The 14,318-nt window shown below is 67.1% G+C and carries 13 protein-coding genes and 2 tRNA genes; 12 read left to right on the forward strand and 3 right to left on the reverse strand.

Translation table 11 applies throughout. The annotated features are described in order from the left end of the window. Nucleotides 1-84: 84 nt before the first annotated feature. The gene (locus tag ON19_RS07615) at nucleotides 85-726 is read left to right on the forward strand and encodes a mycothiol-dependent nitroreductase Rv2466c family protein (protein WP_043688571.1); all 642 of its coding nucleotides are present in this window, start codon (nucleotides 85-87) and stop codon (nucleotides 724-726) included. A gap of 38 nt (nucleotides 727-764) precedes the next feature. On the opposite strand, the gene ON19_RS07620 is transcribed toward ON19_RS07615, so the two are convergent. Next, a complete protein-coding gene (locus tag ON19_RS07620) occupies nucleotides 765-1,874 on the reverse strand; it encodes a M48 family metallopeptidase (protein WP_043688572.1) in 1,110 nt (369 codons plus the stop codon). 177 nt (nucleotides 1,875-2,051) lie between these two features. Between ON19_RS07620 and ON19_RS07625 the strand changes: the two genes are divergently transcribed. Beyond that, nucleotides 2,052-2,525, forward strand: coding sequence for a ribose-5-phosphate isomerase (locus ON19_RS07625; RefSeq protein WP_043688573.1), 474 nt, complete (start codon nucleotides 2,052-2,054; stop codon nucleotides 2,523-2,525). A gap of 23 nt (nucleotides 2,526-2,548) precedes the next feature. Continuing rightward, on the forward strand, nucleotides 2,549-3,361 hold the full coding sequence (locus ON19_RS07630) for an Fpg/Nei family DNA glycosylase (protein ID WP_043688574.1): 813 nt from the start codon (nucleotides 2,549-2,551) through the stop codon (nucleotides 3,359-3,361). Nucleotides 3,362-3,387: 26 nt separating this feature from the next. On the opposite strand, the gene ON19_RS07635 is transcribed toward ON19_RS07630, so the two are convergent. After that, entirely contained in the window at nucleotides 3,388-4,338 is a 951-nt protein-coding gene (locus ON19_RS07635; RefSeq protein WP_043688575.1) for a GGDEF domain-containing protein, read from the reverse strand. A 1,085-nt stretch (nucleotides 4,339-5,423) separates the two neighbouring features. Between ON19_RS07635 and ON19_RS07640 the strand changes: the two genes are divergently transcribed. Continuing rightward, nucleotides 5,424-5,497, forward strand: a tRNA-Gly gene (locus ON19_RS07640). 47 nt (nucleotides 5,498-5,544) lie between these two features. After that, nucleotides 5,545-5,621 (forward strand) — tRNA-Pro (locus ON19_RS07645). A gap of 401 nt (nucleotides 5,622-6,022) precedes the next feature. On the opposite strand, the gene ON19_RS07650 is transcribed toward ON19_RS07645, so the two are convergent. Then, entirely contained in the window at nucleotides 6,023-6,745 is a 723-nt protein-coding gene (locus ON19_RS07650) for a MerR family transcriptional regulator (RefSeq protein ID WP_051168626.1), read from the reverse strand. 267 nt (nucleotides 6,746-7,012) lie between these two features. On the opposite strand from ON19_RS07650, the gene ON19_RS38735 reads away from it, so the two are divergent. From ON19_RS38735 to ON19_RS07685, 7 genes are all read left to right on the forward strand, one after another. Further along, entirely contained in the window at nucleotides 7,013-7,465 is a 453-nt protein-coding gene (locus ON19_RS38735; RefSeq protein ID WP_157229617.1) for a hypothetical protein, read from the forward strand. A gap of 50 nt (nucleotides 7,466-7,515) precedes the next feature. Then, nucleotides 7,516-8,406, forward strand: coding sequence for an ROK family protein (locus ON19_RS07660; protein ID WP_043688576.1), 891 nt, complete (start codon nucleotides 7,516-7,518; stop codon nucleotides 8,404-8,406). 383 nt (nucleotides 8,407-8,789) lie between these two features. Further along, entirely contained in the window at nucleotides 8,790-9,914 is a 1,125-nt protein-coding gene (locus ON19_RS07665; RefSeq protein ID WP_043688654.1) for a GAF domain-containing protein, read from the forward strand. A 68-nt stretch (nucleotides 9,915-9,982) separates the two neighbouring features. After that, a complete protein-coding gene (locus tag ON19_RS07670) occupies nucleotides 9,983-10,987 on the forward strand; it encodes a conjugal transfer protein (protein WP_227954429.1) in 1,005 nt (334 codons plus the stop codon). Between the two features lie 16 nt (nucleotides 10,988-11,003). After that, entirely contained in the window at nucleotides 11,004-11,264 is a 261-nt protein-coding gene (locus ON19_RS07675; protein WP_043688578.1) for a hypothetical protein, read from the forward strand. Then, nucleotides 11,261-11,788, forward strand: a complete 528-nt coding sequence (locus ON19_RS07680) for a hypothetical protein (protein WP_174377673.1) — start codon at nucleotides 11,261-11,263, stop codon at nucleotides 11,786-11,788. Before ON19_RS07675 ends, ON19_RS07680 begins: the two co-directional genes overlap by 4 nt. Beyond that, on the forward strand, nucleotides 11,788-14,316 hold the full coding sequence (locus ON19_RS07685; protein ID WP_043688579.1) for an ATP-binding protein: 2,529 nt from the start codon (nucleotides 11,788-11,790) through the stop codon (nucleotides 14,314-14,316). Before ON19_RS07680 ends, ON19_RS07685 begins: the two co-directional genes overlap by 1 nt. Nucleotides 14,317-14,318: the final 2 nt, after the last annotated feature.

The raw sequence follows: 14,318 nt of genomic DNA on the forward strand, positions 1-14,318 counted from the left end.
CGAATCGGGAGCCGCCATGGTTGCTCGGTAGGGGCGGTGACGTGTGCGTGCCGTCCGTCTTATGCGATCGAGAGGAAGCCGCCCGTGACCGACAAAGCTGCCAAGGACGTCGCCGATTTCTGGTTCGACCCGTTGTGCCCCTGGTGCTGGATCACGTCCCGCTGGATCCTCGAGGTCGAGCAGGTGCGCGACATCGAGACCAGGTTCCATGTGATGAGCCTGGCGGTGCTGAACGAGGGCAAGGACGTGTCCCCGCAGTACCAGGAACTGCTCGAGACGGGCTGGGGCCCGGTCCGCGTCGCGATCGCCGCGGCGCAGGAGCACGGCGACAAGGTGCTCGCGCCGCTGTACACCGCGATGGGCACGCGTATCCACAATCGGCGTGCGGAGTACGAACGCGAGACCAGCAAGGAGACGCTCGCCGCGGTGATCGCCGACTCACTGGCGGAGGTGGGTCTGCCCGCCGAGCTGGCCGCGGCCGCCGAGAGCACCGACTACGACGAGGCGCTGCGCAAGAGCCACCACGAGGGCATGGACAAGGTGGGACCGGATGTCGGCACCCCGACCATCCACATCAACGGCACCGCGTTCTTCGGTCCGGTCCTGTCCCGGATTCCGCGCGGCGAGGAGGCGGGCAAGGTCTGGGACGGTGCCGTGGCGCTGGCCTCCTACCCGCACTTCTACGAGCTGAAGCGCACGCGGACCGAAGCGCCGTCGTTCGACTGAGTGCGGGGGGCGGGTGGCTTCGTCGGCACCCGCCCCGATCAGAGCACGGATTTCGGCGGGCTCGCCGGTACCTGACCGTAGGAACTCGGATAGCCGCCCATCGGCGCACCGGCGCCCTTGGGCCGCTCGGGGCGCATGAACAGCTTCCCGTGCCTGCTGCGATCGCGCAGCGCCCACATCCGCCAGGTGAGCACCGGGTGGCTGGACAGGGCGTTCACCATCCAGACGAAGAAGCCCTTCTCCGACGGCGCCCGATCGGCCATCTCGTCGAAGCCGACCAGCCTGTTCATGTACTTGCCCGCGGCCAGGGTGCCCATGGCGCCGGGCGCCCCGGTGTGCCGGTTGCAGAAACCGTGGTTGTCGGCGGTGTACTCCTGCGCACGGATCAGACTGCTGCCGATGATCGGCAGGAACGGTACGAGGAACATGCCCAGCTGCCGCCAGTACGACGTATGCCCGGCCGCGATGTGGCCGACCTCGTGGCCGATGATGAATGCCAGCGCGTCGGGTTCGCGTGCGGCGCCGCCGATCTCGAACAGGTCGCTGTAGACCACCACGTAGCGCCGGAAGCCGTGTCCGCTGGCGAACGCGTTGATCTGGCCGTTGCCGAGCACGACGTACGCGTCGGGCACCTTCGCCATGCCGAAGCGAGCGGCGGCGTCCGCCACCAGCTGGTAGCCCTCGGGGAACTGGGTGGGTGACATCTTCACGCCGTTCACCCGCTGGCTCGCGTAGTTGATGCCGCGACCGAACCACAGCAGCAGCGGGGCGGCCGCGAACGCCAGGACGTACTGGTCGAAGTTGCCGGTCGCCAGCAGCAGCAGCGCGATCAGATAGGCGAACACCGTCAGCACCACCACGAGGACGAGCATCGGGATCTCCCAGCTGTGCCGAGCGGGCATGCCGAACGGCGATAGACCGCGGGGCTGACGCTGCGGCGGCGCCGGGGGCGGGACAGGAACGCCGGGGTAGGAGCCGTACGGCGCCGGGTACGGAGCCGGGGGTGCGGCCGGATACGAGCCCGAGGTGTACGGCCCGCCGGAGGACGCGGCGGGCGAATCCTGAACCGGGACCCACCCGCCCTGCGGGGCGTACGGGTCGGCCTGTCGGCCCGCCTGATCGGGCGGCTGGGGTTCGAACGGCTGCATGGGATGAACTCTATTCAGTTGCCGGGAACGGGGTCGGTGCGTCTGCCGTGTCACCGGGCCGTGTGGCCGCGAACACAACTGGCGTATCAGTCGATTCGCGCAGGCCCGGCGCGGTGTTGATCGGTAGGGCACGCCCTCTTGCCGTCGGCGCCGCGGCCGCCTGACACAATGCCTGCCATGCGCGTTTACCTGGGTGCCGATCATGCCGGTTTCGAACTGAAGAACATCGTCAAGGCCCATTTGGAGCAGGCGGGTCACGAGGTCGTCGACTGCGGCGCGCTCGAATACGACGCGCTCGACGACTACCCGGCCTTCTGCATCGAGGCGGCCCGCCGCACCGTCGCCGACCCGGGCAGCCTCGGCCTGGTGTTCGGCGGTAGCGGCAACGGCGAGCAGATCGCCGCGAACAAGGTGCCCGGCGCTCGCTGCGCGCTGGCCTGGAGCGTGGAGACCGCGAAGCTGGCCCGCCAGCACAACAACGCGCAGCTGATCGGTATCGGCGGCCGGATGCACTCGACCGAGGAGGCGCTGGCCATCGTGGACGCGTTCGTGACCACCCCGTGGTCGGACGAGGAGCGCCACCAGCGGCGCATCGACATCCTGGCCGAGTACGAGAAGACCGGCGTCGCCCCGGCGGTTCCCGCGTACTGAGCGACCCGCGATTGTAACCGGCTGTGCCGGAAGGACATACGCTGCACCGCCTCGCGCGGCTGCATCAGCGCCGCCTCGCGGGCGGTGTGGTGCGCGTATCCAGCCCGCAGGGCAAGTTCGCCGAGGGCGCGGCCCGGGTGGACGGCCGGGTGCTGATCAGGTCCGAGGCGTGGGGCAAACACCTGCTGCACCACTACGACTCCGGGCTGGTCGTGCACGTGCACCTCGGCCTGTACGGAGCGTTCACCGAATCCGAGGTGCCGATGGGGGAGCCGGTGGGCCAGGTCCGGATGCGCCTGTTCGGCGGGCCGGACGGGCAGCCGGGATTCGGCACCGACCTGCGCGGGCCGACCGCGTGCGAGATCCTGCTCCCGCCCGAGGTCGCCGCGCTCACCGACCGGCTCGGCCCGGATCCGCTGCGGCGCGGCGCCGACCCGGACCGTGCATGGCGGCGCATCCGTCGTTCGCGCAGACCGATCGGCGCCCTGCTGATGGACCAGCAGGTGGTCGCCGGGGTCGGCAACGTCTATCGCGCCGAACTGCTGTTCCGGCATCACATTTCGCCGCATCGTCCCGGCACGGATCTGTCGGTCGGCGAATGGTCCGAGATGTGGACCGATCTCCTCGCGCTGATGAAGGTGGGGGTGCGCGTCGGCAAGATGGTCGTGGTGCGGCCCGAGCACGATCACGGCGAGCCCTCGTATGCTCCCGATCGTCCGCGCACCTATGTCTACCGCCGCGCGGGCGCGCCGTGCCGCCTGTGCGGCACGCTGATCGCCCATCAGGTGATGCAGGCGCGAAATCTCTTCTGGTGCCCCACCTGTCAGCCCAGCTGACCGGACGGCGGCCGGCCGTGGACCGATCAGCCCGCGACGGCGGTGTCGATATCCGGCTCGTCCGCGATGGCGAAGCGGCGTCCGCCCGCCGTCTTCGCCGAGTACATGGCGCGATCGGCGCGGCGGAGCAGATCGGTGAAGTCGAACGGGCTACCCGGCGGGTTGTAGGCGGTGCCGACGCTGGCCGAGACCGGAACCGGCCCAGCCGACGACCAGACCGGGTCCCGCAGTGCGGCCACGATCCGGTGTGCGAGGTCGCCCAGGGTGTTGCGGTGCGGATTGGTCGCCAGCACGAACTCGTCGCCGCCGTACCGGCAGATCACCGTGTCCGGGGGGCAGGCTTCGCGCAGCCTGCTCGCCAGCTCGACCAGCACCTCGTCGCCGATGGCGTGTCCGTATCCGTCGTTGATCTGCTTGAACCGGTCCAGGTCGATCAGCAGCAGTCCGACGCCGCGGGTCGGGTCGGTGGCCATCATGCGTACCTTGTCCTGCAGCAGCGTCCGGTTGGCCAGGTCGGTGAGCGCGTCGTGGGTGGCTTCGTGGCGCAGCCGGTGCTGCAACGCGGCGATCTCCTGCACCCGCAACGACACCTTGGCCGAGAGGTTCTGCTCCTGCTGTGCCAGCGCCCGCTCCTGCAGCGCCTGGGCGTAACTGTCGATGGCCTGGCTGGCGATGAACGGCCAGCGTGTGGCCACCAGGGAACCGGGCGCGCCGGAGGGGAAACCGAGCAGCCAGCGCGTGGCCTGCGCCAGCATCCGGATCCGGTCGAACGGCTCCTCGGCGAGCCTGGCCCCGAGCATCCGTGCTTCGGGCACCGGGAAGGGCTCGGACCTGGCGAGCGTGAGCAGGCGCTCGACGATCTCCACCAGCACCGGCTCCAACTGCTGGGGCGCCGTGCCGCAACCGGGCTCGGCGCAGACCGCCCGGGCCCATGCTCGGGCCATGGCGGCTACCGGGGGCTCGATGTCGGTCGACATCGGACTCACCCGGTGTGGACGACGTCGGTACCCAGGTGCCCTGTACTGACACAGGTGCCGGCGTCACCCTGATCGTTCCCACTGCTACGCGGTTGTGTCCACCTGGTTCGGCGCACGCTCACCGCCCCCTTTCCAGATACCCCCGTCCGGCAAAAAGGATCCTAGCAAGCCACTCGGCATCGAAAAGCGGCGATTTGCAACGTGTTCTCAATACCTCGCGAATGGCGATCGGGTATGTGATCGTTCCCGATGCGTTGGTGTTACACCCGTTTTTCGTTCGCTGCAAAATCGCGCTGCGACGCGCTGGCGACACGCTGTACGAGGTGTGTGGACCGCGGTGCGCCCGCCACGGTGATCGTCCGGACCGACCCCGCGCCGCGGGTTTCACGAGAATCTGTTCCCGCACGCAAGGTCCTCGTCTTCTGTGTCGTGTTCCCGATGATTGTTCTGAGCGATCGTGCGACGGTGGGCGCATGCTCGTGGTCTTCCCGCCGGCGCGGCGCGGGCCGCTGTGTGCGCCGCTTGCGGGTGGCCACAGCCGTGCTGACGGCCGCGCGGTGTGCTGCCGGGCGGTGCGTCGGGTCACCGGCCGCCGCGGCGGCGCGTCCGGAGCCGGGGTTGCCGCGCGATCAGCCGACAATTCGCGGGACGGACTCGTGCTCGGGGCGGCTCGCCGACCTTCGCTCCGGGTGTGGTGGGCGCAGCTCTGCGACACGCCGAGCGCGTCGGCCGTGACGGCGAGTCGTGCGGTCCTCATCGGAATTCCCTCGAGCGAAGTTCCCGGTGTGACAGGTGGCGGTGGGCCACGCTTCCCCGACGGGGTCGTCACGTGTCGTTCGAGTTTCGCCCACCGGAATCCGACACGCCAGAGTTTCAATGAAAAATAACCTCTAAAATTTCCGTCAGCGCGCCGCCGGGCGCCGGCCGGACCGCCGTGCGAGACTGTACGCGGCAACCCCGGAGCGCTCCGGCGGGCAACCTGCGAGATCTCGCTGCGCGGGGGGCTGATTGGCGTTTCGGAAGCCGGGTTCGGTACAGTCGGATCGCACACGGCATCGTGGCGATCCCATCGGTGTCGTATGCCTGCGGGTGTAGTTCAATGGTAGAACCTCAGCCTTCCAAGCTGATGGTGCGGGTTCGATTCCCGTCACCCGCTCCACGGAGTAATCATCCTCGTCGTCGGCCGCCCCGCCGCCGCGAGGGCCACGGGGTGTAGCGCAGCTTGGTAGCGCATCCGCTTTGGGAGCGGAGGGTCGCAGGTTCAAATCCTGTCACCCCGACCATCGTTCGGGGGGCGGGGGTTCGCGTCGTCAGGTTGTTGTTCCGCTTCGGCGTCTTCGATCGTTCGGATCGGTATGCGTAGGTATGCCAGAGGGGGTTCGCCCTACCGGAGCGCCGCCCGAGAGGTGCCGGGTTCGCCGGGGAAGTCTCGCATCGCCACTGCCGAAGGGGCCGCCGTCGGGCATCTTGTGGCAACTCTTCGGCACAGGTCATACGTAGGTGACTTCGTCGATTCGCCGGCCAATGTGTTCGACGAACAAGACCTGGGATACGAGACATTCGGCCCGCCGCTGTCGGCGAGCTGCTCAAAAGACGTGAACGCGTTTGTCTACGTAAATATTCGACAGTGCCGGATGGAAATACCGGAACAGCGGGCGGCCGCGGAAGGCAGCGGCCGCGGCTGTTACTGCTCGGCCTGCGCCTTGGGGCCGGAGGCCACCGAGGAGGGCGGCAACTCGGAGTGGCGGGCGAACGCCTGATCGATCAGTTCGGAAGCGGCGCGGGTGACGATCAACCGGGCGATCGCCAGGTCGGTCTCCAGCTTCGTGCGGTCCCGGGGGGTCCGCGCGGATTCCTCGTAGGTCTGCCCGGCCAGCCGGTAGAACAACTCGGTGGCGAAGCGGTCGGCGATGCGATCGCAGTCGGTGCGCAGGCGCTCGACCAACTGGAAGGTCTCCTGCATCGGGAGTCCGGTGTCGGTGAGCCGAGTGGCCAGATCGCAGCACCGCGGGTTGGTGACCCGGTAGGCCTCGAGCGGATCCTCGCTGGAGGCCAATGCCTGCTTCGCGTAGTCCGGCAGCTCGGCGTAGCTGTCCTGAGGTTCGGTGGTGGCTTCGGACTCCGCTTCGGCTGCGTTCGCGTTCTTCACCCCGAGCACGTCGGCGAGTCCGTCGCCGCGGTCCCAGGCTTCCAGCAACTCCCTGATCCCGTTCAGCTTCATGCCACGCCCCAGCAGGCGGCTGATCGTTTGCAGCCGGTTGAGGTGGTCCGACCCGTAGTACCCGATCCGCCCGCGCACCTCCGGCGAGGGCAGAAGACCTCGCTCGTGGTACACGCGGACGCTGCGCACGGTGGTGTCGGCTGCCCGTGCCAGTTCGTCGATCGTGAATTCAGAGTCTGCAGCCATGTTTAAAAGGAAACCATAGTCGTGCCTCCGTGGAAAACGTTCCGTTTCATAACGTGCCGTTAAAAACGGTAGCTGGGTGTTGCTTCAAGGTCAACGAGCCGTTACATAGCGGCACAAGAGGTTGTGTGCTGGGCAACAGTGGGCTACCGTGCGTAGACCAGCTTATCGCGGCTGGGTTCCGGGGACTGTTGAGCAGCCCTGATGACCGTCCGTTCCATGGGCCACGCACCTGCCAGAGGTGTGTGCTCGGCATCCCCGGAGATGGCTATGAGCATTACGCGAACCCTTCCGATGGACACGGGATCCATTGCACCGGCAAAGATCTCGTCGATTCCGGCAAAGTCGAACCTGCGGCCACCGTGCGCCGATGTTCCCGACAACTGGGACATGGACACCGGCAACCCGGATGCCTGGAGAGCGGCAGTGCGCACCTGTCAGAGTTGCCCGCTGCTCGCGCAGTGCCAGCAGTTGGCGCAGACCCTCACGACCCGCGGCGACGGTCCCCGCGCGATGATCTGGGCCGGTGTCGCCTATGACAACTCCGGTGGCGTCATCGAGAACTTGGACCGGCACCGTGCCGCCCCGATCGACCACAAACGCCCCATGCGGATCATCCGCAATGGGCCTCGCCCACTGCGCACCGTGTCCACCCTTCCCGCACCCCGCCGGCACATCGTGCTCGGGCAGCCCCTGAAGCCGACTGGAACCGACGGTCTGTGACTATGCTCCGTGAACCTTTGCCGCCTAGTCCCTCGAACGGTGCGTAAATCATGACACTGCTGGCCCTGGAGATCGGGTCTTCCACGTTCGCGGCGAGCCGAGTGGCCGACGACGTCGAGGCGGACGAGATCCGGAAGATCCCGATCCCCAGCTCCGGCGCGTGGGACCGTTGCCGGGACATCCTGCTCGAAGCCGCGGGCGGTGGAGAGGTCACCGCCCTCGGCATCGCCTCGGTCGGGCCGATCGATATGGCGGCGGGCATTGTCGCACCCGCGGAGGTGCCCGAGTGGCGGACAGGCTTCGCCATCGTGGACGCGGCGCGGAAGTTGTTTCCAGCGGCGAAGGTTCAGCTCGCGCTGGACGGGGCGTGCCTGGCACTCGCCGAGCGGAGTCTGGGCGTCCTGAACACGGTGATGGACGCCATGGTGATCACCGTGTCCGACCGCATCAGTGGCGGAGTCGTCGTCGGCGGATTCACGGTGGTCGGGCGGACCGGCAACGCGGGACATGTCGGCCATGTTCTCGTTCCCGGCTTCGACGAACGCTGCGTATGCGGCGGGCGCGGCTGCCTGGAGGCCGTTGCCGGTGGGGCGTCGGCGGTGCGCTGGGCTCGGGAGCAGGGTTGGACCGGCACCTCGGTGCCGGAACTCGTAACGGCCGGCCGTGCGGGAGAAGCCATTCCCGCCGCCGCGCTCGGCCGAGCGGGTACGGCGCTCGGCCGAGCTGTCGCATCGGTCGCGGCGCTGCTCGACATGGATCTCGTCGTCATCGGCGGCTCGATGGCCGAAGGCGGTCCCGCGCTGTGGAAACCGCTGGGCGAGGCGGTCGCCACGCACGCCAGACTGAGTTATCTGCCCGGGTTGCGAGTCATTCCTTCCGAGCTCGGCGATGTCGCGGTGCTCGCGGGCGTCGGCGTGCTGGCGGCATCCATCGGTGCGTGACGCCTTTCCGTACTTCGGTATATCCCATGGAGAGAGAGGGATTCAGCCAGCTGCAGGATTAGCTACGCGAATGCCGCTCATGTAGTGTTTCGCCGCTGATCGAGTCGCTGCCGCCGGTTTGCGCTCGGTGTGCCGTCAGGTCGTGGGCCGGTCTCGGCCCGATCGGCACTGAACTTAACGTGAACAAAATGAACATCCCCACGGTGTTCGATGAACGTCCCGCAGACTTCATAGCAACGCGGCGTGCCTGTTGGGAGTTGATTGAGCCGCTAAATAACGGTACATTGCCTAACGTCACATGTTGGATCATCCGGGTTGGAGCGGATCCGGAGGAACGGCTGGTACGGGCAAGTGCGAAGCGAAGTGGCGCAGTGATTCCATGGGTGACTATCGAGACGTTGGCGCCGGACAGCATGTCCGTGGCGTCGGTGGGGGATGCACCGCGTGAGTTCGCGAGTTGGCAGCGGGTGTTGCAGCGAACGCTGTCCAAGACGCCCGCGCTGTACGACAAACTCACGACCGCGGGACTGACGGAGGCGATTCAAACCGCGCACGACCAAGCGCAGGACGTCGACGTGGCCATTCAAACGCGCGCGGGGAAGCATCAACTGCTCATCCGCCCGATCTTCGGCCCGGCCGGCGATGTGCACGCCGTGCGGCTGTGGCTCGGTCCGGCGTCCGAGCGGGTACCCACGTTGCGCCCGGCGGTAGGCGCCATCTGGGACCTGGGCAGTCAGACCATCCAGCAGCCCAGCGGCATCACGCGACTGTCCGGCAGCACCGTCGAACAGTACGTCCCGAGAATGTCGATCGCGGAACTGTTCCATCGGGTATCGAGCTTCGACCGGCACGCGGAGGTCCTCGATCTGCTCTATGACCCCAAGCCCGGTGAACGGATGCAATTCGACACCACCGTGGTGCACGGGTTCGGGCGCCCCGCCCAGTGGCGGATCACCATTCGCGCCCGCGACGACGAGCGCACGCGCGGCGCTTGGTGGCTGATCGAGGACGTGACGTCGGAAAACGCGCCGTCGGCGTGGCCCACCTTGGAGCGAATCGGGTTGCGGGAGGCGCATCGCCGGGCGGGTACGCATCTGGCTGTGGTGCAACTCGAGCACACCAGCATTTCGCACTGGCTCACCGATCCCGCGCCGTGGGTTCGGTGGGATTATCTGTTCCGGCCTGTCGACGTCTTCCATCCCGATGACCGGTCCCGGCTGACGGAGCTCGGCGAACGGCTGCGGTCGGGCGACAGCGCCGGTGTGACGTTGCGGGTGCTCAACTACGGTGGCGGTTACACGCCGACGTCGCTGCTGCTCTACCCGTATCCCGGGTACTCGAGCAGGCAGCTGGCCATCGCGCAACTGGTCCGCGTCGCCGATGACGTTCCGCTGCTGGAAACCCAACGTCAGGTCCTGGAGCCGCGGCAGCGCAGCGCGCCGATCGGCTATGACGAGCAATTGCGGCATTGGCTCGCGGGCAGGATGAAGAGCAACCCGGCCTGCTGACGTTTGATTCCCATCAGTGGGAACTACTGGCCGGTTACGTAAGGACTGTCCTCTCTACCATTTCGGGAGTGAGGACAGTGGTTCGTGGACCGGCAGATTCGGGTGAGGCTCTGCTTCGCCGGATGGCCGCCCGCCGCCGTCGCGACAACATAGCGGTCGCCGTGCTCGCCGTGCTCGCCGTGCTGGGCGGTGGCCACGCGATTCTCAGTGTCTTCGAGTCCGGCCCGCCTGCGCCGTCGGACGATTCGACGACGGCGATCGTCGGGCGCGCACAATTGGCTGGTTCTTTCGCCCAGCAATTCGTCGTCACCTACCTCACCGCCGTTGCAGGACAGCAGGATCGGCTCGGTGAATTCGTCGGCTCCAACCAGCAGATCGCGTTACCTTCGTCCGCGCGACAAGTTTCCGACCCGTCGGTCGTCTATGTCTCGCGCACGCTTTCGGTGGGTGGGCTCGATGTGTGGTCGGTGACGGTATCGGTCCGGGTCGGCAAGAGCGGCGCCGCCACCGTGCCGGAGAATCGGCAGTTCTACCGAGTCGCGGTGTCGGTGTCGGAAGGACGCCTGCGCGCGCTGTCGGTGCCTGCGGTGGTTCAGCCCCCGGCGAAGGGCTCCGATCTCAAACTGGCCTATGGCGGGCCCTGTGCGACGGATACGCCGCTCGCGCAGGTCGCGTCCGGTTTTTTGGGCGCCATGTTGACCGGCGCCGGCGATGTGGCGCGCTACACCACACCGGATGCCGGGCTGGCCGCCCTGCGACCTCCTCCGTTCACCGCCGTCGAGCTGGTCGCGCTCACCTCGGATGATTCGAGCTGCGGTGTCGGCGCCAACAAGGCCCAGGTGCTGGCCACCGTCAACCCCAAGGCCGATACCGGCGCCACCGCGACGCTGGCCTACCCGCTGACGATGGTTCGCAACGCCGGCCAGTGGCAGGTGGTGTCCATAGACCCGATACCCGCCCTGTCCAGTCCGCTGGCCGTGGTCGGCGGTCAGGACTCCCGCGGCGCAGCGCCGCCCACTTCGACCTCCTCACCATCGTCGTCGGTGCAGATTCCACCGGCGACGCAGAATTGATCCGAGAGGCAGCCCAATGGGTAATCTGGCGAACATCCTCTATGGTTTCCTGATCTTTATCCGATGGGGCGGAATGATCGTCATCGCCATCGTCAGCATCGGGGTGTTGGTTTCCGAGGGAGCGAAATCCAAGTTGTCCCCGGGAAGGATCATTGTCGTTTTCGGCTCGGGGTTGCTGGCCGGGTTCGCGATCTGGATCCTGCCTACGTCCATCAATTACGTGCGAACGGACGCGAACCTCATCGTTCCCGATCACCCTATCGGTGGCTATCGATGACGCAAGTCATCAAGGTGTTCACGCCGATCAAACGTGTGCCCACAATGATCGGCAAGGCACAGAACGGGCAGAAGCTCCCCTTCGGCCCCTACACCCTGCCCCAGGTCGCGGTCGCCGTGGTAATGATGTCGGTGACGTCGGTAGGCGCCATGACACTCCCGGTCAACCCGGCCATCATCTTCATCACCGGTCTCGCGATGACCATCCTGGTGGCTTTCGTGCTCGGACTCGTGCCGTACACCGGCGTGCGGATGACCTCCCGCGCGCTGTGGATGGGCAGGCTGATCGTCTATCGAAGGCCGGTCTCGGCCTCGGGCATGCCGATCAACAGTGATTCGGTGCGCCACACCATGTTCATCGAGGAGACCGTGGTGCTCTTGCTGCCCGACCGCGCCGACACGGTGGCAGCCGCCAAACCGAAGCGCGATCTGCGACTGCTCGAGGTGGCCGGTGCGGCAGGCAAGGCCACCGACCTGTGGAGACGGCTGAACGGCAACGGCACGGCATCCGGAGGACGCCCCTGATGGCATTCGGACGAGATCTCCAACCCACCGCGGCGATTCGCGGCAACCTTCAGTTCACTCACTCGGGCCTGGTCACCGCGACCTACTTCATCAATCCGCTCGGCTACGGACTACGCAAGGCCTCGGACAAGCACGATGTGAAGCTGGCCCACCACGCGCTGATCACCAATCTGCCCAACGGTTCGCTGCTGCTGGGCATCCAGGCCCAGCTGAACACGCTCGACGTGCTCACGAAAATGGTCGAGGGCGTCGACCTGGACGATTGCGAGGACTACGCCGACGAGGTGGTCGCCTCCTACGAGCGGGTGCGCGCGATCATGCCGCAAACCCGCATCTTCCTGCTGTCGATTCCGGTCGGCGCCAGCAACTCCAGTATCTCGTCGTTGTCGCGCGTGTGGCGCGGCAGCACCGCCACGATCGACGCGACCGCGATCTCGCGCGCCGAGCTGGACCAGTACGACGAAAAAGCGAACGAGATCCTGTCCAGAGTCGGCAGCGACTTCGATCCCGTGCCGGTTCCCGCTGCCCTGTTCCAGTGGCTGTGGGAGCACTACCTTTCCCGTGGCGCCGCTAGTGACCCGGTGGCTCCGACCAGGGCGGGCGCGCTGGACGACGCGACAGCGGCCGTGTTCCGCTCCGCCGCGCTCGACGAGGGCGCGCAGGCCGACAGCAATCGGCGCATCCGGCCGTCGTTCGTTCCGGTGATCAAGATCGTGCAGCCGGATTACGAGTACATGCCGTCCTATCAGGCGATGCTCACGCCGCACTCGTTCCCCTACGCGGGCATGACCTTCCCTGGCGGCAGCGAGTTCCTCAACGTGCTCGAGGGACTCGGCGACGTCACCGTCGACTGGGGCATGCGAATCTCGACCAAGCCCGCCGACCAGGTGCTCAAGAACAACGAATTGAACCTGCGCCGGCTCGGCGAGCAGATGGACCAGCGCGATCAAGAGGTCTCCTTCGCGCAGAACACGCTGGCCTCCAAGGCGCGGATGCTCGGCGAGTACAACAACCATTTCGAGGTCAACGGCGGTGAATCGGAGGTGTCGTTCACCACCGTCATCGCCATCGGCGGGCCCTCCAGGGACGCCACGATGGACGCGGTCAACACGCTCAAGCGCCGGTACAAGCGGTTCCAGGTCGACATGACCGCTCCGGTGGGCGCGCAGGTCGACCTCTGGTCGATGCTGATCCCCGGCAGCCCGCCGCGGCGGGCCTATGACGATTACGCGCATATCGTCCCCTCGGATATGTGGGCCGGCTTCGTGCCGTTCACCACCAGCCAGATCGGTGACGACAGCGGGCCGGTGATCGGAGTCAACCTGCTGTCGGGCCATTTCGAGCCGATTCACTTCGGCATCATGGAAGCCGCGCTGCACGACCTGTCCGCCTCGTTCGCGGTGACCGGCGAACTCGGTTCGGGCAAGTCGTATTTCCTCAAGTTGATGGCGGTGCTCGTCCACGACATGGGCGGACAGTTCCTCGCCATCGACCGAAGTCAGGTCGGCGAATGGGAGCACTTCGCGCGGTCGATCGATGACGCGGTCATCATCGATCTGGCCAATCCCACGGTGTCGCTGGACCCGCTGCGATTGTTCGACCCGCGGATCGCGGGGGAACGAGCGCTGGACTCGATCCTTCCGCTGCTCGACCTTTCACCGACCTCCGGAGCGGGCGCCGCGGCGAGCAATCTGCTGACGCCGCGAGGCATCGCCGAGCACGGGATTCGCAGCTTGCTCGATCTGTACCACGTGGTGCGCCGGTTGCGTGAGCACCCAGGTCAGGGCGAGGAGTACGCCGATCTGGCGGCGCGGCTGGGCACCGTGGTCGAGCGTGTGCCCGTCCTGTTCGACCCCAAGCTGCGACCCTTGCGACTCGACGCCGCCGCGACTGTCGTGCGCAGCCACAACCTGCAGTTGCCGACGGCCGAGGAACTCACCACCCCGCACCTGTACAACCGTCTGCCGTTGACCAAGCGGCTCGGTACCGCGCTGTACGAGCTGGTCGGCGTAGCGGCGCGGGAGGCGTTCCTCACCGACAACGGCAGGTTCGGCCTGCTGGTCGGCGACGAGGCGCACCACTTCACGCAAACCCAGGTCGGCTCCGCGGTCACCTCCGACTTCAGCCGTGACGGCCGCAAGCACTTGGCGGCGATCGGACTGGCCTCACACGATCCGGCCACCGACTTCCAGGGGGCGGCACACAACCTCATCCCGAACCGCTTCATCTTCCGGCAGCGCGATGAGACGCTGGCGCGCAACAGCTTGGAATGGCTCGGCGTCGATCTGGACGAGGCCCCCTTCCTGTTGCAGATCCTGCGCGAGGAGACCTCGCCTCCGGTCGGACCCGGCCGCCAAGTTCCCGAGGAACGTCGCGGCGAGATGTTCATGCGCGACGCGCTGAATCGGATCGGCCGGGGCAAGGTGCTCGGCCCGGCGCGGCCGGACCGCGCCGCGGCGATCACCAGCACGCCGACCACCGTCTCCGGTTCTCGCGCCGCGCTTCCCGAGCGATCGGTACGGCCGTGAGA

Source organism: Nocardia abscessus NBRC 100374 (assembly GCF_000308455.1).
Lineage (GTDB): Bacteria > Actinomycetota > Actinomycetes > Mycobacteriales > Mycobacteriaceae > Nocardia > Nocardia abscessus.